This window comes from Streptomyces sp. JL2001 (assembly GCF_050917515.1).
In the GTDB taxonomy this organism is placed as follows: Bacteria; Actinomycetota; Actinomycetes; order Streptomycetales; family Streptomycetaceae; genus Streptomyces.
Genome location: NZ_CP169421.1, coordinates 4,697,630 through 4,718,302 on the forward strand (window position 1 = coordinate 4,697,630; position 20,673 = coordinate 4,718,302).

Sequence of the window (20,673 nt, forward strand, 5' to 3'; positions counted from 1 at the left end):
CACCTCCGCGGTGTGACGAGGGAACCGTGAGCACCGTAGGCCCATACGATCAGCGCCAGCGCGCACCGGCTGCCGCGGCGCGCGACCGTGTCCCCCATTCGCGGTAACGTGGCGCGCGTACCGCTGTCCCTGGGGGACCACCCCCGGACCCCAAGGAAGTCATGCCCTCCGCCCTGCCGCCCGTCTCCGTGATCATGCCGGTCCTCAACGAGGAGCGGCACCTGCGCAACTCGGTCCGCCACATCCTTGAGCAGGAGTACGACGGCGAGATGGAGGTGGTGATCGCGCTCGGGCCGTCCACGGACCGCACCGACGAGATCGCCGCCGAACTCGTCCGCGAGGACCCGCGCGTCCACACCGTCCCGAACCCGACGGGCCGTACGCCCGCCGCGCTGAACGCGGCGATCAAGGCGTCCCGCCACCCGATCGTGGTCCGCGTCGACGGGCACGGCATGCTGTCGCCGAACTACATCGCGACGGCCGTCCGGCTGCTGGAGGAGACCGGGGCGCAGAACGTCGGCGGCATCATGCACGCCGAGGGCGAGAACGCCTGGGAGGAGGCCGTCGCCGCCGCGATGACCTCCAAGGTCGGCGTCGGCAACGCGGCCTTCCACACGGGCGGCGAGGCGGGCCCGGCCGAGACCGTGTACCTGGGTGTCTTCCGGCGCGAGGCGCTGGAGCAGCAGGGCGGCTACAACGAGGAGTTCATCCGCGCCCAGGACTGGGAGCTGAACTTCCGGATCCGCGAGGCGGGCGGCCTGATCTGGTTCTCGCCGGAGCTGCGCGTCCAGTACCGGCCGCGCCCGAGCGTGCGCGCGCTGGCCAAGCAGTACAAGGACTACGGCCGGTGGCGCCATGTGGTGGCCCGCTACCACCAGGGTTCCATCAACCTCCGCTACCTGGCCCCGCCGACCGCGGTGTGCGCCATAGCGGCCGGCCTGATCGTGGGCGTCGCGGTCACCCCGCTCGGCTTCGTCCTCCCGGCGGGCTACCTCGCGGCGATCACCGCGGGCTCGATCCCGGCCGGCAAGGGCCTGTCGCCGAAGGCCCGTCTGCAGATCCCGGTGGCCCTGGCGACCATGCACATGTCCTGGGGCTACGGCTTCCTGACGAGCCCGCGCTCCCTGGCGCGGAAGGTCATCGCGAGCCGGCGTCCGGCCGTGCGGACGACACAGGTCTGACCCTCCGGCCGGTCCGGTCCCGGTACGGCCCGCGGCCGTTCGCGGGGCGCCGGAGACGGCGACGGCCGGACCTTCCGGGCCCGGCCGTCGCGTCGTCGGCAGGGAGCCGTCAGCTCTTCCCGGTCTTCCCGTCCCACTTGTAGACGGAGTAGACGTCCATGCAGTCCACCTTGTCGTCCGCGCCGTCCGGCAGGTCGCCCGCCTCGTGCGCCGGCTTCTTGTAGGTGGAGCCCTCGCGCCAGTCACCGCCGATGACGAGCGTGATGTTCTCCGTCTTGGCGTCGGCCCGTACCGCCGAGTCGGGCAGGCCCAGGGCCTTGGCGACGGACTGCGCGTCGGACTTCGCCTGGTCGCCGCCCGACGTCGGGTACTTGACCACCGAGTCCGTGCGGGGCTCGGGGGTCCGCGAGGCCTCCGCCTCGGTGAAGCCCTTGCCCTGGAGCGTCGAGGCGATCGAGCTGGCCCGCCGCTCCACGGCCGCCCGGCCGCCGGTGCCGGTGCCGTTGACGACCGTGACGTCGAGCGAGCCGGGCGGGGCCGCGGCCGGGCCCTTCGGCTTAGCGGTCGCCGTCTTGCCGGGGTCCTTGTCGCCGTTCTTGTCGAGGGCGACGTCGTCGCGGACCATCGCCCACATCTTGTCGGCGGACGCCGGGACCATCTGGAGCCACTCGTTCGGGCGGGGCGGGTAGGCCACCGTGGGAATCGTCGCCGTCGTGAGCCGGTCGATCTTCACGTTCTTGAGCTGCATCGACAGGTCGAAGAGCTTCTTCACCGTGCGGATCTCGTCGGAGACCTGGAGCGCCTTCGTGGCGGTCTCCGCCAGCCCCATGAGACGCCCGGTGTCGGTCCAGGCGTTCTGCTCCTGGAGCCTCTTCATCATGCCGTTCATGTACATGTGCTGGGCCTTGGCGCGGTTCTGGTCGCTGCCGAACGCGTGCCGGGTGCGCAGCCACTGGAGCGCCTGCTCGCCCTTGATCTCGGTGGTGCCCTTCGGCAGCTGCAGCCCGGAGCCGCCCTTCACGACCGCGTTCGACTTGTCCCACACACCGGTCTTCACACAGACCGGGACGCCGCCCACCTCGTCGGCCATCGACACCACACCGGCGAAGTCGACCATCATCCAGTGGTCGATGTAGACCCCGGCGAGGCTCTCCCAGGTGGTCAGGGTGCAACCGGGGCCACCGCGCTGCAGTGTCTCGTTGATGGGCCGGTTGTTCGTGGCCGGGTAGGGCGTGCCGTCCTCGGCCGTGCACTTAGGGATCGGGACGACCGTGTCGCGCGGAATGGAGATGATGCTCGCGTTCTTGCGGTCCGCCGAGATGTGCAGCAGCATCTGGACATCGGCGAGGGGCTTGCGGTCCCGGTCGTTCTTGCCGCCGCCCAGCGCCACGTTCTTCGCGTCGGCGCGGCTGTCGGAACCGATCAGCAGGATGTTGAGCGGGGTGTCGCCGAGCGCGTTCGGCTCGGCCTTCTTCACGCCGCTGTCGCCGCCGGCGCGGCTGCCGCCGCGGATGTTGCCGTTGAGGTGCTGGTAGTAGAGGTACCCGGCACCGGCCGTCGCGAGTATCAGGATCGACAGGGTCGCGGCGGTCCAGCGGAGTATCTTGCGTTTCCCGCTCTTCCTGCCCCGCCCGCGCGGTCCCTTGCGCCGGTGGCTCGTCCGGCCTTCGCCGGAGTTCCGGTCACCGCCGCCGTCGGCGTCGGCGTCGCCGTCGGTCCGGCGGGCGTCCCCCGTGGAGTCCGCGCCGCCCTCGTCGGCGTAGAGACTCTCGTCCCACCCCAGATCGCGGGCGGGCGGAACGCCTCCACGCGTCCCCGTCCCCTCCCTACGTACGCTGCTCTGTCCCACCCCTGGTCCCCCTCGTCTCAGGCGTGTGCCACGGCCCGGAGTTTCCGGGTCACTGGGCGCACACCGTCTTGTCGGCTTCCACCTTGTCGACGTCCGGCGCCTTTGCCGGACCGGTGATGGGCACCCCCGCGCCCTTGAAATCGGCTCCGAGAACCAGCGACATCGGCTCACGCTCCCCTGCGTCCACGGTGCCCGGCTTCAGCGCCGTGGCGGGCAGGCCCATCATGTCGGCGAGCTTCCGCGCCTGGTCGGCCTGGTTCGGTGCGTAGGTGAGCGTCGTCTTGGCCGCCTTCTCGGGGGCGTTGGCCTTGTTCGTGGACCTGATGACGCCCTGGTCGTTCTGGAGCCATTCGATCGTCTTCTGCGCCGCGCCCTGAATGCCACTGCCGTTGAAGACGTCGACACGGACGTCGGCGGCCTTGGCGCGCGGACCCTGGAGCAGCTTCGCCTCGGCCTGCGCCTGGGCGTTCTTCGTGTCCTGCTGCTTCTTCTTGACCTCGGTGAACGAGATGTCGTTCTTGATCATGTCGAACACCTGCGGAGCCTTGTCCGGGTCGGGCACGACGGTGGCCCGCCTGTTCGGCGGCTCGTCGGGGTTGTCCTTGACCGGCACCGTCATGAAGCTGATGTTCTTCAGGTCGATCTTGCCGAGCTCCTTGGCCAGGCTGGTCAGCTTGATGGCGCTGCCTATCCCCTGGTCCACGGTGAGCGCCTTGGTCGCCGCGTCGGCGACCGTGTACAGCTTGGTCGGACTGTCGAGCGTGTCCTCCTTCAGCTGCCGGATCATGGACGCGAGGAACTGCTGCTGCATCTTGATCCGGTCCAGGTCGCTCTCGTTGCCGAGACCGTGCCGGTTGCGGAGGAACGCCAGCGCCTGCTCGCCCTGGATCCGGTGCTCGCCCTTGGGCAGGTTGAGCTTGGAGTAGGACTTGTCGTTGATGGGCTTGTTCAGGCAGACCTTCACACCGCCGACGGCGGTCGACAGCGTCTTGACGGCGTTGAAGTTCACCATCATGAAGTGGTTGATCTCCACGCCGCCCGTGAGCTTCTTGACGGTGCGCATCGTGCAGCCCGGGTCCCGGCCGTTCACGCCGAAGGACTCGTTGAAGCGCGTCTTCGCCGTCGAGCCGGGGATGACCTTGGTCGAACCGTCCGGCTGCTTCGTGGGGCAGTCCGGAATGTTGATCTTCATGTCCCGGGGGATGCTCACGGCCGTCGCGTTGGTGCGGTCCTCCGAGACGTGGAAGAGGAGCGTCGTGTCGGCGTGGCCGGTGACGTTGTCCCTGTTTCCGTAGCTCTCGTTGCCCTCGCCGGTGCGGACGTCGTTGCCGATGATCAGGATGTTGAGCGGCCCGTCCATCGACGAGTCGCCGGCGGCGTCACCGACGTCGATCGTCTTGAGGTTGCCGTCGAAGTGGTTGTACAGCGCGTACGCGGCCGTGGCGCCGGCCACCAGGACGACGGCCATGGTGCCGCCGGTCCACAGCAGCACCTTCTTCTTCCTGCCCGCCTTGGACCGGGCGGACTTGCCCCGGCGACGGCCCGGCGACGGCTGACCGCCGGCCGGCTCCGCGGCGCGACGACGCCGCTGCCCCGGTACGGGCGCATCCGTGGCGGTCCTGCCCCGCTCGCCGGTCCGGCCCGGCTCGGCGCCACGTCCCTGCGCGGGAGTGCGGCCGGGCTCCGCGGGCCGTCCCCGGCCGGGAGTTCTCGGACCCGGAGGGGTGGCACCGTGCGACCGGGACTGGGGTGCCGACTGCCCAGCGGAGTGGTTCAGTCGCAGTTCGTAGTTACCGGTCTGCGGGTTGAGTACCCACTGGTCGGCGGGGTCGATCTCGTCCGCCCGTCCACGGCTGTGCGCGTCCACGGTTACTTGAATCCTCCGTCGGTGCCACGCGAGGCGCCTTCCCCGTCGGCGCTCGGTCGTTCGATCCGTTGAGTGCGCGACGACTGGGTCGGCGCACCGGGTCGCGTCACACTATCCGCCCAGTTCAGCGCAGGGCGACGCCAGTGACAAATTCCACGCCCCTTACAACCGGGCAATTTGCCCAAACCTCATACGTCATCACCCTCCCCTTGGATTGCGCTTTACTCACCCCTCACGAGGAGCACACGCGCTCCGCCGCGTTCCGCCCCGAGTACGTCGGCGCGGGCGTCGGGGCGGGCGTCTGGGCGGTGGTGCCCGCACGCGGGGGAGCGGCCCGCCTCTCGCTCCCCGAGGTCACCGCCACCGGCTTGTCCTCCCTCAGCCGCTTGAAGAGTTGACTTGCCGCAGGCTGTACGAGTTCGTCCCGGTTCGCGTTGTATGCGTACGGCCGTCGCGGCACCGTCAGGAACTGCACCTTCTCCGTCGGCACGCTCCGCATCGTGCGCGCCAGGTCGTACAGGTCCCGCAGCGAGTCCAGCCCCGGGTCCGTCGTGATCGACCTGGTCGCCGCGTCCAGCACCGGGTAGAGCCGGGCCGGGTTCAGCAGGACGCCGTTGCTCTGCACCTTGCTGACCAGTGCCCCCAGGAACTGCTGCTGGCGGTCCATGCGCTCGGTGTCGCTGCCGTTGCCGAGGGACTTGCGGGCCCGCACGTAGCCCAGCGCCTGTTCCCCGTTGAGCGTGTGCTGCCCGGCCGGCAGCTTCAGGTGGGCGTCCTCGTCGTCGATCGGCTCCTTGAGGCAGATCCTCACCCCGTCGACCGCGTCCACCATCTTCTTGAAGCCCCGGAAGTCGATCACCATGTGGTGATCGATCCGGATCTTGGTCATCCGCTCGACGGTGCGGATCGTGCACGCCGTGCCGCCGAACTGGTACGACCAGTTGAACTGCGCGAACTGCTCCCGCGTCCGGCTGCCGTCCGGCTTCCGGCAGCTGGGCAGCTGCACCATCAGGTCCCGCGGGATGGAGACGGCGGTGACGCTGGAGCGCCCCGCCGCGATGTGCAGCAGGATCACGGTGTCGGACCGCTGGGTGCCCTTGTCCTGCCCGTACTTGGTGTTGCCGGCGCCCGCCCGGGTGTCGGAACCGATGAGCAGGATGTTCTGCGCCGAGCCGGCGGCGTGGGCCGGGCGCTCCTTCTCGTACCGGAGCAGCTCGTCCGCGGCCGTGGTGTCGGTGGTGATGTTGTTGTCCAGCTTGCGGTAGAACCACCAGCCGACACCGGCGGCGGCGAGGACGGCCACCGCGACCCCGAGCGCCGTCCAGCGCAGCCAGTGCCGCTTGCCGCGCGGAGCGTCCTCGGGGGTCCCGGTGCCGGTGCCACCTTCGGTGCCGGGCGTCCCGTCCTCGGCCGGGTCGTCCGGTGCGGGGGGCGTGCCAGCACTGTCCGTCACGTCTGGGTCCATCCTTCATGGCGTCGGCGGCGCGCCGGCCGCCGGTCGCAGTGGTAGACGGTCGAACCGGACGCTTGGTTGTGCGGAGGGCGATTCCTACCGCCGATCATGTACCGGAGGAGGCGCGCGGACCCGGGGACTCGGCGGGTCGCTGCGCCGTACGAGTGGTCCCCCGGGCCGTCACGCCACGGTCGCCGTCACGCCACGGTCGCCGTCACACCACGGTCGCGGTGACGCGCTCGCTCTCCACCCGCTTGTCGAGGGCCTCGGGTGCCAGCATGCCGAGGTTCCGGCAGAGCACGACGGACGCGCCGGCCGCCAACGGCGCGTAGAGCCCGGCGCAGACGCCGTCCCACGTGTCGTACGAACGTCCCGAGAGCAGGCGCGCGCCGGGTGCGAGGCCGAGCGTCCCGGCCTCCGCGCGCGCCCGGTCGACGAGCTGGGTGCCCGTCAGTTCCGTACCGTCGACCAGGAGGGCCGGAGCGTCCGCGTCGACGGGGACGAACGGGGCGAACCGGTCTCCCTGGCTCGGCACCTCGACCGCGTAGTCCGCGTATCCCGCGGGCGGCGCCGGGAAGCGGCGGCCCAGCGGTGCGAGGGAGAGCGCGATCCGGTCTCCCGAGCAGGCCAGGCCCGCTTCCAGGGAGTCGGGGCCGGCGACGACGTAGTCCGCGTCCGCCGGGTCGCCGCCCAGCTCGGCGGTCACGCCGACGGACGAACAGGCGAGCAGCCACACCGCTGTCTGCCAGTGCGCGGGCAGCAGCAGCGCGAGCCGGTCGCCGGGCGAGGCGGACATCTCGCCCTGGAGCAGATTCGCGGTCTTGGCCACCCAATTGGCGAAGGTGGCGACGGACAATTCCACGCGCTCACCGGTGGCGTCGTCGTAGAAGGTGACCAAGGGGCGGGCGGGGTCCGCGGCGAGCGCGGATCGCAGCAGGTCGGCGGGGGTGCGGTCGCTGGCGTTCACGCGGGCAAGCGTACGCGGGCGATACCGCGGGAGACCGCCGTACCGGTGACGCCGTCCTCCGGTCGGCCCGACGGACCGTCAGTTTCCGTGCGCCCTCCCGCCATGCGAAACGGCGCGCGGCTGCGGACGATCGCCACATGCGTGCCTACCTCTCTTCCTCGATCGCCGTCACCTGCGCGGCGGTGCTCGCCCTGCCCCTGACCCTCGCCACCCCGGCCGCGTCCCAGTCGCTCGGCCCGCCCGCGGCGAGTACGGGAGCGGAACCGGAGCTCGCCGGTTCCACCCAGTCCCTCCCGCTCGGACCGCTCGGGGGAGGTGAACGAGCGCTGGGCGGCGCCGCCGCCGGTGCGGCCCAGGGGCTGACCCGACGGGACGTCAGGCCCTTCTCCCTCGTGGGCGTGGTCTGGGACGACGCGCGGCGGGAGCTGCACGGCACCGTCGAGGTCCGCACCCGGGCCACCGGAACGGGCCTGTGGTCCGACTGGCAGGCCGTCGGCACCCACAACGAGGAGCACGGGGCCGACCCCGGCACCGCGGAGGGCGCGTCCGGCGCGGTCCGCGGATCCACCGCGCCGCTGTGGGTCGGCGACTCCGACGGGGTCGAGATCCGGGTCCGGCCGGAGCTGCCCGGGTGGCCGGACGCCGACGCGCACCCGGAGACGTACGAGGACCAGGAGACGTATGGGTACCCGGAGACGTACGGGTACCCGGAGACCTACGGGTACCCGGACGGCGAGGAGCGGCCGGAGGCGTACGAACACCCCGACGGCGAGGAGCAGCCGGCGGGCCGGGCCGCCGAGGACTCGGGACTCCCGGCCGGGATGCGTCTCGAACTCGTGGACCCCGGGCCGGAGCCGGGCGCCCCGCAGGACCGTGCGGGTGCGGCGACCCGGTCGTCCGCCGCCGCGGAGGCGGCCGGCTCCCCGGCGGACACCGGGCTCGCCCCGACCGGGGCGACCGAGATCCCGGCCCTGTCGCGGGCCCGGACGGAGGCCACCCTGGCCGCCGCGGCGGCGAAGCCGTACATCGGGCCCCGGCCGAAGATCATCACCCGCAAGGGATGGGGAGCCGACGAGAAGCTGCGGGAGCGGGGTTTCGTCTACACCAAGTCGGTCAAGGCGGCCTTCGTCCACCACACCGTCACCGGCAACCGCTACACCTGCAAGCAGGCGCCGTCCATCCTGCGCAGCATCTACCGCTACCACGTGAAGAGCAGCGGCTGGCGTGACTTCGGCTACAACTTCGCCGTCGACAAGTGCGGAAACATCTACGAGGGCCGCGCGGGAGGCGTGGCCAAGGCCGTCCTCGGCGCCCACACCCGCGGCTTCAACACCAACAGCATGGGCATCGCCGTCCTCGGCACCTACGGTTCGGCCTCCCCGCCGGCCGCCGCGGTGAACGCCGTCGCGCGTCTGACGGCGTGGAAGCTGGGGCTCTACGGAGTGAATCCGAAGGGCACGACGTATCTCGTCTCCGGTGGTGGAAACCGCTACAAGAAGGGCAAGAAGGTCAAGTTCAACACCATCTCCGGTCACCGTGACGGGTTCGCCACGGAGTGCCCCGGCAAGCGCCTCTACAGCAAGCTCGGCACCGCCCGGACCACCTCCGCGAAGTACCAGGGACGACGCTGAGGAACCGGGCGCCTGAGCGTCTGCATAAACTGACCGGTCATATCGCACGGACGCGCGATATGACCGGCCCCGAAAACAGGAACCGGCCCCGCACAGGAAGCAGAGACGACAGGTGACAGAAGCGATTCTCCTGGTCGGTGGCAAGGGCACGCGCCTGCGGCCCCTGACGGTCAACACGCCCAAGCCCATGGTTCCGGCGGCAGGCGTCCCCTTCCTGACCCACCAGCTGGCGCGGGCCCGGGCGGCCGGGGTCGAGCACATCGTCCTCGCCACCTCGTACCTTGCCGAGGTCTTCGAGCCGCACTTCGGGGACGGCTCGTCGATGGGGCTGAGCCTGGAGTACGTCACCGAGGAGGAGCCCCTCGGTACCGGCGGCGCGATCCGCAACGTCGCCGAGCGGTTGCACTCCGGCCCGGACGACCCGGTCCTGATCTTCAACGGCGACATCCTGACCGGCCTGGACATCGGGGCGCTGGTCGCCACGCACGAGTCCTCGGGCGCGGACGTCTCGCTCCACCTCACCCGGGTCGACGACCCGCGCGCCTTCGGCCTGGTGCCGACGGACGCGACCGGCCGCGTCACCGCCTTCCTGGAGAAGCCGCAGACGCCCGAGGAGATCGTGACCGACCAGATCAACGCGGGGGCGTACGTCTTCCGCCGCTCGGTCATCGACACGATCCCGGCCGGCCGGCCGGTCTCCGTGGAGCGCGAGACCTTCCCCGAACTGCTGGCCACGGGCGCGCATCTGCAGGGCATGGTCGACTCCACCTACTGGCTCGACCTCGGTACCCCGCAGGCCTTCGTCCGCGGCTCGGCCGACCTGGTCCTCGGCCGCGCCCCCTCGCCGGCGGTCCCGGGCCGCTGCGGCGACAGCCTGACGCTCCCGTCGGCCCGGGTGGCCGCCGACGCCAAGCTGTCCGGCGGCACGGTCGTCGGAGCGGACGCGGTGATCGGCCAGGGCGCCCGCATCACGGGCTCCACCGTCCTGGCGGGCGCCGTGGTCGAGCCGGGAGCGGTGATCACCGACTCCCTGATCGGCGCCGGCGCACGCATCGGAGCCCGTGCGGTCCTGACGGGCGCCGTCATCGGCGACGGCGCGCACATCGGCGCGGACAACGAACTGCGCGACGGCGTCCGCGTGTGGTGCAACGCACAGCTGCCGGCCGGAGCGGTCCGCTTCTCCTCGGACCAGTAGAGACCACGTCACGGTCACCCACAGGGGCCACCGGCGCCGGCACTCCCGGTGACGGTGGCCCCCGTCGGTGCCGCGGACCCTCGGACCGCCGCGGACCCCCACCGGAGCGGCCGCCCCCGCACGGACCGGAACCGCGCGGCCGCGACCTCGCCGCCCACCCGACAGGGCCGCACCCGCCCCGTTAGGCTCGTAGCCATGGCCGGCCGCTTCGCTCCCCGTACCACCCGCACCACCGTGCGCGGAGGTCACGTCGGCGTCCCCGCCGCCCGCCCCGCGGGCGGTGCCACCTCCGCCGCCGGCTCCTCGGCCGGCACCACGCGCCGGTGGACACCGGCCGCCCCCACGGACCTCGGCCTCGTCCTCGGCCCCCTGCGCCGGGGTCCCGCCGACCCGACCTTCCGGGCGACCCCCGACGGCTCCTTCTGGCGGGCCACCCGGACGCCCGTCGGCCCCGGCACGCTGCGTGTCGCCCTCAACCGCGGCGAAGGGGTCGTGGAAGCCGAGGCGTGGGGACCCGGCGCGGACTGGCTCCTCGACGGCCTGCCGCAGCTGCTCGGCGCCGAGGACGAGCCCGCCGCCTTCACCCCGCGCCACCGGCTCCTCGCCGCCACCCACCGCCGCCGCCCCGGCCTCCGGCTGACCCGCACGGGCCTGGTGATGGAGTCGCTGATCCCGTCGATCCTGGAGCAGAAGGTCACGACGAACGAGGCCTACCGCGCCTGGCGCCTCCTCGTCCGCTCCTACGGCGAACCCGCGCCCGGCCCCGGGGCGCCGCAGCTCCACGTCATGCCCGACGCCCGCACCTGGTCCCTGATCCCCTCCTGGGAATGGCACCGCGCCGGTGTCGACGACAAGCGCGCCGCCACGGTGCTGCGTGCCGCGAAGGTGGCCCGCCGCATGGAGGAGGCCGCCCGGATGGAGCCCGAACAGGCCCAGCGGAGACTGGAGTTGATCCCCGGCATCGGCCCGTGGACCTCGGCCGAGACGATCCAGCGGAGCAACGGGGCACCCGACGCCGTCACCGTCGGCGACTACCACCTGCCCGGCATCGTGGGCTACGCCCTGGCCGGCGACCGCACCGCCGACGACGCGGCCATGCTGGAACTCCTGGCCCCCTACGCGGGGCAGCGCCACCGAGCGGCCCGGCTCGTCCTGCTCAGCGGCCGGACCCCGCCGCGCCGCGCGCCCCGGATGACCCCGGGCGACATCGCGGCGCTCTGACCGGCGGCCGCCCGGCCGGCCCGAAGAACGACGAGGCCGGGCCGACCGGCCCGGCCGCGGACGCCCGGCCGCGCCCCAGCGCCCCAGCGCCCCTCAACGCACCTCGACGAAGCGAGCCGTCTCCCGCGCGGGCCGCTCCTTCGGCGGCGCCGCGGCATGGCCGATCGCCACCGCGCCCATCGGGTCCCAGTCCGCCGGCAGTTCGAGGACCTCCCGCACGACCTCACGGCAGAACATCGTCGAGGACACCCACGCCGAACCGAGCCGCTCACCGGCGAGCGCCACCAGGAAGTTCTGCACGCCCGCGCCCGCCGCGACCACGAACATCTCGCGCTCGGCCGCGTCCCGGCGCGCGTCGCCGTAGTGGTGCGAACCGTCCATGACCAGGCACGGCACCGCCAGGTACGGCGCGTTGCGCAGCACGTCGCCGCGGCGCACGCGCCGGGCGATCGACTCCTCCGACCTGCCGTCCCGCCGCAGGTCCGCGATCCACGCGTCCCGCATCGCGTCGAGCAGCCGCGTGCGGGCCCCGGCCGACTCCAGCAGCACGAAGCGCCAGGGCGTGGTGTGGTGCGGGGCCGGTGCCGTGACGGCCGCGGCGACGGCACGCCGTACCGCGCCCGGGTCCACCGGCTCGTCGGTGAACTCGCGGACGGTGCGCCGCAGGGTCACCGCCTCGCGCACGGCCTCCGAGGTGCCCAGCCGGAACATGTCGTCGACGGAGTCCCGGACCAGCGACCGCGCGCCCTCCTTGCCCGACGGGTCCACGAGGTGGCCGAGCCCGCGGACGACCGCGACCGGCAGACCGGAGGCCTTGCCCTTCACCAGGTCGCCCGCCGCGGCGAGCTCGTCGGCGACGGCGACGATCGTCGCGCTGAGCGGGTTGCCGTGCGCGTCGGTGCCGCCGCGCAGGTCGTCGAGGACCCGCACCCCGGCCGCGCCGATCGCGACGTCCGTCAGACCGGTGCGCCAGGGGCGGCCGAAGGTGTCCGTGACGACGACCCCGACGTCGACGCCGAGCGCGTCGCGCAGTCCGTCACGCAGCCCGCGGGCCGAGGCGTCCGGGTCCTCGGGCAGCAGGAGGACCGTTCCGGCCGGGGTGTTGGAGGCGTCCACTCCGGCCGCGGCCATCACCAGGCCCTGCCGGTTCTCCACGATCCGCAGCGTGCCGCGGCGGGCGACCACCCGCACGGTCTCGGCGTCGATCGCCGTCTCGCGGTCGTCGGCGGCGACCACCCTGCCCTCGGCCTTGCTCACGATCTTGGAGGTGACGAGCAGGATGTCGCCGTCCTCGAGGCCCGGCGCGGCCGCGGCGATCAGCTCGGCGAGATCGTCTCCGGGCCGTATCTCGGGCAGCCCGGCGAGGGCCCGGACCTGGTACGCGTCACCGGCCGCCGGCACCTGGCCGGGGCCCGTGACGGGGTCTGCCGGGCCCGTGGCGGCCGTACCCTCCGGCGAGCCGTCCGTGGGACCGGTCATCCCCGGACCTCCGCCGCCAGCGCGAGCGCCTCGCGTGCCATCGCGGCGGTCGCGTCCACGTCCGTCATCATCAGCGGCACCGCCCGGCAGCGGATGCCCGCCGCCTCGACGTCCGCGACCGCGCCCTCGTCGACGGTGTCGACCAGCCAGCCGTCCAGCAGCCCCGAACCGTAGTGCCGTGCCACGGCCGAGGCCGTGGCCTCCACGCCGACCGCCGCCAGCACCTTGTCGGCCATGCCCCGCACCGGCGCGTCGCCGACGATGGGGGAGAGGCCCACCACCGGCACGTCCGCCTCGGCGATCGCCTCGCGGATGCCCGGCACGGCCAGGATCGTGCCGACCGACACGACGGGGTTGGACGGCGGGAACAGGACGACGTCCGCCTCGGCGATCGCCTCCAGGACGCCCGGGGCCGGCTTCGCGGCCTCGGCGCCGACCGGCACCACCGCGTGCGCCTCGACGGAGGCGCGCAGCTTCACCCAGTACTCCTGGAAGTGCACCGCCCGGCGCTCGCCGTCCACGTCGACGGCGACGTGCGTCTCGATCCGGTCGTCCGACATCGGGAGCAGCCGCACGCCCGGCTGCCAGCGGGCGCACAGCGCCTCGGTGACCGCGCTCAGCGGATAGCCGGCGCCCAGCATCTGGGTGCGCACGATGTGCGTCGCGAAGTCCCGGTCGCCGAGGCCGAACCACTCGGGTCCCACCCCGTACTCCGCGAGCTCCTGCTTCACCGTGAAGGACTCGCCCTCGCGGCCCCAGCCCTGCTCCTCGTCGATGCCGCCGCCGAGCGTGTACATCACGGTGTCGAGGTCGGGACAGACCTTGAGTCCGAAGAGATGGATGTCGTCACCGGTGTTGCCGATGACCGTGATCTCCGCGTCCGGCGCGGCCTGCTTGAGACCGCGAAGGAAGCGTGCACCGCCGATGCCACCTGCCAGAACCACAATGCGCATGCACAGCAGTCTGTCAGGCGGGCACGCCGTCCAGCGCCGCCGGGGCGCACTGCGCCCGGCGCGACTCGTGCATGGGCATCTCGGTGAGGCCCGGGTAGTACACGTGGAGGCTGATCGCCGGCTCCAGCGAGTCGTTGACGACCTCGTGGACGTACCCCGGCGCGAAGACGCGCTGCGCGCCTCCGGAGAGCGTCCGCACACCCCGGTCCGTACGCTCCGTCAGCTCGCCCTGCAGGACGGTCAGTACGCCGGACGAGGCGCCGTGGTCGTGCAGTCCGCTGCCCTGGCCGGGCACCCAGGAGAGCAGCCAGACCTCGTAGCCGGGTCCGGTGCGCAGCCGGTGGTACCAGCGGGTGGTGGCGTCGTACTCGACGTGGGGGGCCCACTGCGCGCGGTCGGCGGCGATGGCGCGGGCGAGACCGGCGAACTCGGCCACGGTCGTGGGGTGCTCACGAGCGGGCTGCAGGAGGTGCTGGACCTCGAGGATGTCGCCGGCGATCTGAAGGTCGCTGTCGCTGTTCATGGGTGCGGTGGTTCCTCGGCAGAAGCAGGAGTGCAGGTGCGGGGGGTGTCGCAGGTGATTCGCGGGGCACGCGGAGAGCGTGGAAGGGATGGACCGCGTGGGAGCTGGAGCGCTGACGGCATCAACAGCTGGAACAACAACAGCAACAGCGCGCCTGGACAGCGCTGCGGAACCCACCGGTGTGGGTCGCGAAGGGCGCTGAGGTCGCTGGCATGGCATCAAAGGTGGCGGGAGAGAGTCCCGACTGTCAACCCAATGACCGATTTGGGCGCAATGTTTCACCTCATCCGGTTGCAGCGTCCGGAGAAAGGTTTGTGCAGCCGTGAGGCGGGAGACATGGCGCAGCATCCGCGCCTTAAACGTGGTGGGGGTCCTGTGATCAGACTGTGATCTCGATCGCTTCCGCGGCGAGAGGGCAACAAGATCAACGCATCGGACGTCCTCCTCAGGGAAGGCGAGCGGTGCGGCCAGGCCAGTGGCATGTGTCAGGTTTTTGGTGATTTGAACACTTTCCGCATAGCCTTGGTTCCGCAGAGTGAATACCGGGCCCAATAGCAGATTCCGGCTTGACTCGCACAGAGCACAAACTTGTAATTTCACTCGTGTCGTTCGGCCGGGATCGAGGACGGCCACATCACGGGGACGCGAAGACGGACGAGGGGCGCACATGACCGAGTTGTTCCAGGAACTGCTGGTCGAGGACGCGGACGAGGAACTCGGCTGGCAGGAGCGCGCGCTGTGCGCCCAGACCGACCCCGAGTCCTTCTTCCCCGAGAAGGGCGGCTCGACCCGCGAGGCCAAGAAGGTCTGCCTCGCCTGCGAGGTCCGCTCCGAGTGCCTCGAATACGCCCTGCAGAACGACGAGCGGTTCGGCATCTGGGGCGGCCTGTCCGAGCGCGAACGCCGCCGCCTCAAGAAGGCCGCGGTCTGAGCCGGCCGCCCTCGCCGCTCACCCGGCCGTACCGCGCGGCAATCCGCGCACACCCGTACACAACGAACGGTCCGCCCCCTGTGCTCTGTCCACAGGCGGCGGACCGTTTTCATGACAGCCGTTAGTGTGGGGCCCCGTCCGAGACGCACCCACGCCCCCCTGCGGGCGACCCCCCCCGGCCGGAGGGCCCGTACCTCGATGTCCTCAACTCCTGAGTTCCCGCGACACGTCGTCACCGCCGTGCTCGTCTCCCACGACGGCGCTCGCTGGCTGCCGGACGCCCTCGCCGGGCTGCTCGCGCAGGAACGCCCCGTGCAGAACGTCGTCGCCGCCGACACCGGCAGCGCCGACGACTCCGCGCAGCTCGTCGCCGACGCCATCGGCGCCGACCGCGTGCTGCACCTCGCCCGCCGCACCGGCTTCGGCGCCGCCGTCGAGGAGGCCGCGCGCACCGCGCCGGTGCTCGGACCCGAGGAACTCCCCTACCTCAAGCGCCCCAGCGGCTGGGACCCGGTCAGCAGGACGTGGCGCGACGACGCCTACGACATGCCCGAACTCCCGCACGGCGAACCCGTGCAGTGGCTCTGGCTGCTCCACGACGACTGCTCCCCCGAGCCGGACGCCCTCGCCGAACTCCTGCGCGTCGCCGATTCGGACGCCTACGCCGCCGTCGTCGGACCGAAGCTGCGCGGCTGGTACGACCGCCGGCAGCTGCTCGAAGCCGGTGTCTCCATCGCCCGCAGCGGCCGCCGCTGGACCGGCCTCGACCGCCGCGAACAGGACCAGGGCCAGCACGACCAGGTCCGCTCCGTCCTGTCCGTGTCGAGCGCGGGCATGCTCGTGCGCCGCGACGTCTTCGAGGACCTCGGCGGCTTCGACCGGCGCCTGCCCCTGATGCGCGACGACGTCGACCTGTGCTGGCGCGCCCACGCCGCCGGCCACCGCGTCCTCGTCGCCCCCGACGCCGTCCTGCGGCACGCCGAGGCGTCCGCCCGCGAGCGCCGCACCGTCGACTGCGCCGGCCGCTCGGTCGCCAACCCGCACCGCGTCGACAAGGCCGGCGCCGTCTACACGCTCCTCGCCAACACCCGCGGCGCGGCCCTGCCCTACGTCCTGCTCCGGCTGGTCGTCGGCACCCTCCTGCGCACCCTGACCTACCTCGTCGGCAAGGTGCCCGGCCAGGCCGTCGACGAGGTCATGGGCCTCTTCGGCACCCTGCTGCGCCCCGAGCGGATCCTCGCCGCCCGCCGACGGCGCAAGAACCCCGCCGTCGCCCCGGACGAACTGCGCCCGCTCTTCCCGCCGCCCGGCGCCACCGTGCGCGCCGCCGCCGAGCAGGTCGTCTCCCACTTCGGCGGTTCCGACGCCGACTCCGGCGGCTCCCGTCACGGCGCCGTCGAGTCCGGGCCCGGCGGCGACGACGCCGACTTCCTGGAGGTCGAGCAGTTCGCCCGGCTGAAGAAGATCGCCGGCAAGCCCGGCCCCGTCCTCTTCCTGCTGCTCCTGCTGGTCTCCGTGGTCGCCTGCCGCGGCCTGTACGGCGGCGGTTCGCTCGCCGGCGGCACCCTGCTGCCCGCCCCCGACTCCGTCTCCGGCCTCTGGGCCCGCTACTCCGACGCCTGGCACGCCATCGGCACCGGCGGCACCCCGACCGCACCGCCCTACCTCGGCGTCCTGGCCGCGCTGTCCGCGCTGTTCCTCGGCTCCACCTCCTTCGCGCTGACCCTGCTGCTCGTCTGCTCGGTCCCGCTGGCCGGCTTCACCGCCTACTTCGCCGCCCGCGGCGTCGTCGAGTCCCGGCTGCTGCGCGCGTGGGGCGCCATCGCGTACGCCTTCCTGCCCGCCGTGACCGGAGCGCTCGCCACCGGCCGCCTCGGCACCGCCGTCCTCGCGATCCTGCTCCCGCTCATCGCGCGCGCGGCCGTCGCGGCCCACGGACTGCGCGGCGAGGAGCGCGGCAGCTGGCGCGCCACCTGGGCCTACACCTTCCTGCTCACCTTCGCGATGGCGTTCACCCCGATCGTCTGGCCGCTCGCCCTCGTCCTCGGCATCGCGGTCCTCGTCCTGCGCCGCGGTGACATCACCGCGTACGCCCTGCGCTTCCTGGCCGCCCTCGGCACCCCGCTCCTCGTCCTCGCCCCCTGGTCACTGAGCCTGCTGACCGGGCCCTCCGCCTTCCTGCGCGAGGCCGGGCTCGACATCCGGACGGGCACCGCCTCCGCCCTCGACCTGCTGGGCACCAGCCCCGGCGGCCCGGGCACCACCGGCGGCCTCCTCCTCATCGGCTTCGTGCTCGCCGCCCTGGCCGGGCTGCTGCGCGAGGAGCGGCAGTTCGCCGTCCGCGTCGCCTGGGCGGCCGCCCTCGCCGGCCTGCTGTTCGCCGTGCTGTCCAACGGCGCCGGCGGCACCGGCTGGTCCGGCCCGGCCACCCTGGTCTACGGCGCCGCGCTGCTCACCGCCGGCATGATCGGTGCCGAGGGCGGGCGCACCCGCGTCGCCGCGCACGGCTTCGGCTGGCGCCAGCCCGTCGCCGCGCTCATCGCCCTCGCCGCGGCCGTCGGACCCGTCGTCGCCGCCGCGACCTGGATGATCGCCGGTGCGGACGGCCCGCTGACCCGCCGCGACCCGATCCAGGTCCCGGCCTTCGTCGCCGAGGAGAGCGGCACCCGCGACCAGCCCCGCACCCTCGTCCTCGGCGGCACGCCCGGCGAGGTCGTCTACACCCTGGTCCGCGGCTCCGGCGGCCGCCTCGGCGACGCCGAACTGGCCGAGGCCGCCGGCAGCGACCCGCTCCTGGACAAGGTCGTCGGCCACCTGGTCGCCGGCTCCGGCGCGGACCAGACCGAGGAGCTCAGCGGCTTCGCGATCCGGTACGTCCTCGTACGGGACGGCGCGCCCCGCCAGATGGGCCGCGTCCTCGACGCAACGCCCGGCCTGAGCAGGCTCAGCCAGCTCGACGGCAGCGCCCTGTGGCGCGTCGACCGCGAGGTCGCGCGGGCCACGATCGTCCCCGCGGCCAAGTCCGGCGACGAGGCCGCCCGGCCGGTCGCCGTCGCGGCCGGTCCGGTCGAGGCTCACACCAAGATCCCGTCGGGTTCCGCCGGACGCGTGCTGCGCATCGCCGACCGGGCCGACGAACGGTGGACCGCCACCCTCGACGGCAAGGAGCTGCGTCGGACCACGCTCGACGGCTGGGCCCAGGGCTTCGAACTCCCCGCCGAGGGAGGCCGCCTCGACCTGACCTACGACGAGCCGCTCACCCACACCGCATGGATCTGGACGCAGGTCGGCCTCGCCGTCGTCCTGCTCGTCCTCGCCCTGCCGGGTCGCCGCCGGGAGATCGACGACGACCTCCCGGAGGAGGAGGCCGTCATCCCCGCCCAGGCCATGGAGGGCGACGGCCGTCGGGCCCGCCGTCTGCGGGCGGCCGCGGAGGCGGCCGCGGAGGCGGCCGAGGACGTCGCCGAGGAGCCGGCCCAGTCGCCGGCACCCGTCCCCGCACAGGCCACCGCGGAGCAGGCGTACGAGGCCGCGGACTGGGACGGCACCTACGACCCCGCGTACGCGCAGCAACAGCAGCAGCAGGAGTACGCCCAGCAGGGCTACTACCAGGAGTACCCGGCCGACCCGTACCAGCAGCAGTATCCGCACCAGCCCGCCCCGCAGGCCTACGAGCAGCCGCAGTACGACCCGCAGCAGCCGCAGTACGACCCGCAGTCCTACGACCCGTACGCGCAGCAGCAGTCGTACGAGCCCCAGGCCTACGACCCGCAGCAGCCGTACGACCCGTACACCTACGGATACGGCGACGGCCAGGGCCCCGAGACCCAGCAGCGTCCCGACGGGAGCAGCAACCAGTGAAGCGCACCACCCTCTCCCTGATCGCGGTCGCCACCGCACTCGCCGCCGTCACCGGCTTCGCCGCCCTGACCGCGCCGGACGGATCGTCCTCCGCCGGGGCCAAGGCCCCGGCCCGGCTGCCCGTGGAGCGCTCCAGCCTGCTGTGCCCCGCGCCGAGCACGTCCGAGGTGGCCGAGACCGTCTACACCTCCTACACGCCGGCCGGGAAGGACACCGCGGGCAAGACCGCCGCGGGCAAGACCGGCACGGGCAAGGCCGGAGCGGTCAAGGCCGAGCTGGCGCCCGCCCCGCTCGCCGCCGCCGCACCGGGCGAGACCCCGCCGAAGAAGCCGTCGACCGCCAAGGCCCCGGCCACCGTCACCCAGCCCGGCACCCCCGTCGGAGCCGAGGCGAACGGCGGCGCGGCCCCCGCCCTGACCGGCAAGGCCACCGGAACGCTCGCCCCCGGCTGGACGGTCCAGCAGACCACGATGGTCCCCGCCGGCGGCGCCCGCGGACTCCTCGGCGTCTCCTGCACCGCCCCCGACACGGACTTCTGGTTCCCGGCCGCCTCCACCGCCAAGGAGCGCCAGGACTACGTCCACCTGACCAACCCCGACGACACCGCCGCCGTCGCCGACATCGAGCTCCACGGACCGCAGGGCGCCCTCAAGTCGCAGCTGACCGAGGGCATCCCCGTCCCGGCGCACTCCAGCGTCCCGGTCCTCCTGTCCACCCTCACCGCCGAATCCCCGGCCGCCGACGTCACCGTCCACGTGACGACCCGCACCGGCCGGGTCGGCGCCGTCCTCGGCGTCGCGGACGACAAGGCCGGCAGCGACTGGCTGCCCGCGTCCGCCGACCCGGCCGGCAGCCTCGTGCTGCCCGGCATCCCCAAGGACGCGACCTCGGTGCGCCTGGTCGCGTACGCGCCGGGCGAGGACGACGCCGACCTGAAGATCCAGCTGGCCGGCCCGAGCGGCACGATCGTCCCGGCGAGCGCCCAGTCCCTGAACGTGAAGTCGGGCATGACCGCCGCCGTCGACCTGCCGGACCTCACCCGGGGCGAGGCCGGCTCCCTGCTGCTCACCCCGTCGGACCCGAAGAAGGCCACGCCCGTCGTCGCCGCCCTGCGGGTGGTCCGCGGCAAGGGCGACAAGCAGGAGATCGCCTTCATCCCGGCGGCCGCGGCGATCACCGCCCGCGCCACCGTCGCCGACAACCGCTCGGCCGGATCGACGCTCTCCCTGACCGCGCCCGGCGCCGATGCCACCGTCAAGGTCACCGCCTCGGCGGGCACGCAGGGCGGCACGCCGGTCACGAAGACCGTCACCGTCAAGGCGGGCACGACCACGGCGATCACGCCCCCGGTCCCGGAGGGGCTGAAGGGCACCTACGCGCTGACCGTCGAGCCGGTCTCCGGCGGGCCGGTCCACGCGTCGCGCACGCTGGCGCTGCCGGAGAAGGGCATCCAGATGTTCACGGTCCAGACGCTGACGGACGACCGGGGCACGGTCGAGGTCCCGTCGGCGCGGCAGGACCTCTCCGTCCTCGACGACTGACACGAGGCCCCCGGCCCCGCC

Annotated in this window: 14 protein-coding genes; 7 read left to right on the forward strand and 7 right to left on the reverse strand. The window is 72.9% G+C overall.

Translation table 11 applies throughout. The features are described 5' to 3' along the window. Nucleotides 1-161 precede the first annotated feature (161 nt). The gene (locus ACE1OA_RS20990; RefSeq protein ID WP_384874803.1) at nucleotides 162-1,181 is read left to right on the forward strand and encodes a glycosyltransferase family 2 protein; all 1,020 of its coding nucleotides are present in this window, start codon (nucleotides 162-164) and stop codon (nucleotides 1,179-1,181) included. A gap of 109 nt (nucleotides 1,182-1,290) precedes the next feature. Here the strand turns inward: ACE1OA_RS20990 and ACE1OA_RS20995 are convergent, their stop codons facing one another. The 4 genes from ACE1OA_RS20995 to ACE1OA_RS21010 form a co-directional block, all read right to left on the reverse strand. Further along, nucleotides 1,291-3,030, reverse strand: a complete 1,740-nt coding sequence (locus ACE1OA_RS20995; RefSeq protein WP_432753206.1) for an LCP family protein — start codon at nucleotides 3,028-3,030, stop codon at nucleotides 1,291-1,293. A 49-nt stretch (nucleotides 3,031-3,079) separates the two neighbouring features. Further along, nucleotides 3,080-4,897, reverse strand: coding sequence for an LCP family protein (locus ACE1OA_RS21000; RefSeq protein WP_356609409.1), 1,818 nt, complete (start codon nucleotides 4,895-4,897; stop codon nucleotides 3,080-3,082). Nucleotides 4,898-5,129: 232 nt separating this feature from the next. Further along, on the reverse strand, nucleotides 5,130-6,350 hold the full coding sequence (locus tag ACE1OA_RS21005) for an LCP family protein (protein ID WP_432753207.1): 1,221 nt from the start codon (nucleotides 6,348-6,350) through the stop codon (nucleotides 5,130-5,132). 214 nt (nucleotides 6,351-6,564) lie between these two features. Beyond that, nucleotides 6,565-7,317, reverse strand: a complete 753-nt coding sequence (locus ACE1OA_RS21010) for a TIGR03089 family protein (protein WP_386543891.1) — start codon at nucleotides 7,315-7,317, stop codon at nucleotides 6,565-6,567. 137 nt (nucleotides 7,318-7,454) lie between these two features. Here ACE1OA_RS21010 and ACE1OA_RS21015 point away from each other — a divergent pair, with 137 nt between their 5' ends. From ACE1OA_RS21015 to ACE1OA_RS21025, 3 genes are all read left to right on the forward strand, one after another. Continuing rightward, the gene (locus ACE1OA_RS21015; protein WP_384874812.1) at nucleotides 7,455-8,948 is read left to right on the forward strand and encodes an N-acetylmuramoyl-L-alanine amidase; all 1,494 of its coding nucleotides are present in this window, start codon (nucleotides 7,455-7,457) and stop codon (nucleotides 8,946-8,948) included. 112 nt (nucleotides 8,949-9,060) lie between these two features. Beyond that, a complete protein-coding gene (locus tag ACE1OA_RS21020; RefSeq protein WP_384874815.1) occupies nucleotides 9,061-10,143 on the forward strand; it encodes a sugar phosphate nucleotidyltransferase in 1,083 nt (360 codons plus the stop codon). 195 nt (nucleotides 10,144-10,338) lie between these two features. After that, nucleotides 10,339-11,364, forward strand: a complete 1,026-nt coding sequence (locus ACE1OA_RS21025; RefSeq protein ID WP_384874818.1) for a DNA-3-methyladenine glycosylase family protein — start codon at nucleotides 10,339-10,341, stop codon at nucleotides 11,362-11,364. Between the two features lie 93 nt (nucleotides 11,365-11,457). Here ACE1OA_RS21025 and ACE1OA_RS21030 read toward each other — a convergent pair whose 3' ends face one another. From ACE1OA_RS21030 to ACE1OA_RS21040, 3 genes are read right to left on the reverse strand one after another with little or no spacing between them, the layout of a single operon-like run. Further along, nucleotides 11,458-12,843 (reverse strand): coenzyme F420-0:L-glutamate ligase, encoded by a 1,386-nt coding sequence (locus ACE1OA_RS21030; RefSeq protein WP_384874821.1) that lies wholly within the window; start codon nucleotides 12,841-12,843, stop codon nucleotides 11,458-11,460. Next, nucleotides 12,840-13,796, reverse strand: a complete 957-nt coding sequence (gene cofD / locus ACE1OA_RS21035; protein ID WP_356780270.1) for a 2-phospho-L-lactate transferase — start codon at nucleotides 13,794-13,796, stop codon at nucleotides 12,840-12,842. The genes ACE1OA_RS21030 and cofD overlap by 4 nt, the downstream gene beginning before the upstream one ends. 13 nt (nucleotides 13,797-13,809) lie before the next feature. Then, a complete protein-coding gene (locus ACE1OA_RS21040; protein WP_147978246.1) occupies nucleotides 13,810-14,319 on the reverse strand; it encodes a cysteine dioxygenase in 510 nt (169 codons plus the stop codon). 667 nt (nucleotides 14,320-14,986) lie between these two features. Between ACE1OA_RS21040 and ACE1OA_RS21045 the strand changes: the two genes are divergently transcribed. The 3 genes from ACE1OA_RS21045 to ACE1OA_RS21055 all read left to right on the forward strand — a co-directional run bounded on the left by ACE1OA_RS21045 (nucleotide 14,987) and on the right by ACE1OA_RS21055 (nucleotide 20,652). Next, a complete protein-coding gene (locus ACE1OA_RS21045) occupies nucleotides 14,987-15,250 on the forward strand; it encodes a WhiB family transcriptional regulator (RefSeq protein ID WP_015033978.1) in 264 nt (87 codons plus the stop codon). Nucleotides 15,251-15,448: 198 nt separating this feature from the next. Further along, nucleotides 15,449-19,111 (forward strand): glycosyltransferase family 2 protein, encoded by a 3,663-nt coding sequence (locus ACE1OA_RS21050; protein WP_432753208.1) that lies wholly within the window; start codon nucleotides 15,449-15,451, stop codon nucleotides 19,109-19,111. Next, nucleotides 19,108-20,652, forward strand: a complete 1,545-nt coding sequence (locus ACE1OA_RS21055; RefSeq protein ID WP_432753209.1) for a DUF5719 family protein — start codon at nucleotides 19,108-19,110, stop codon at nucleotides 20,650-20,652. The genes ACE1OA_RS21050 and ACE1OA_RS21055 overlap by 4 nt, the downstream gene beginning before the upstream one ends. The last annotated feature ends 21 nt before the right edge of the window (nucleotides 20,653-20,673 follow it).

Bases quoted from the DNA above. Each gene is read 5' to 3' on its own strand.
- ACE1OA_RS20990 (WP_384874803.1), top strand. From the start codon at position 162: ATGCCCTCCGCCCTGCCGCCCGTCTCCGTGATCATGCCGGTCCTCAAC.
- ACE1OA_RS21015 (WP_384874812.1), top strand. From the start codon at position 7,455: ATGCGTGCCTACCTCTCTTCCTCGATCGCCGTCACCTGCGCGGCGGTG.
- ACE1OA_RS21025 (WP_384874818.1), top strand. From the start codon at position 10,339: ATGGCCGGCCGCTTCGCTCCCCGTACCACCCGCACCACCGTGCGCGGA.
- ACE1OA_RS21030 (WP_384874821.1), bottom strand. From the start codon at position 12,843: ATGACCGGTCCCACGGACGGCTCGCCGGAGGGTACGGCCGCCACGGGC.
- cofD (WP_356780270.1), bottom strand. From the start codon at position 13,796: ATGCGCATTGTGGTTCTGGCAGGTGGCATCGGCGGTGCACGCTTCCTT.
- ACE1OA_RS21040 (WP_147978246.1), bottom strand. From the start codon at position 14,319: ATGAACAGCGACAGCGACCTTCAGATCGCCGGCGACATCCTCGAGGTC.
- ACE1OA_RS21045 (WP_015033978.1), top strand. From the start codon at position 14,987: ATGACCGAGTTGTTCCAGGAACTGCTGGTCGAGGACGCGGACGAGGAA.
- ACE1OA_RS21050 (WP_432753208.1), top strand. From the start codon at position 15,449: ATGTCCTCAACTCCTGAGTTCCCGCGACACGTCGTCACCGCCGTGCTC.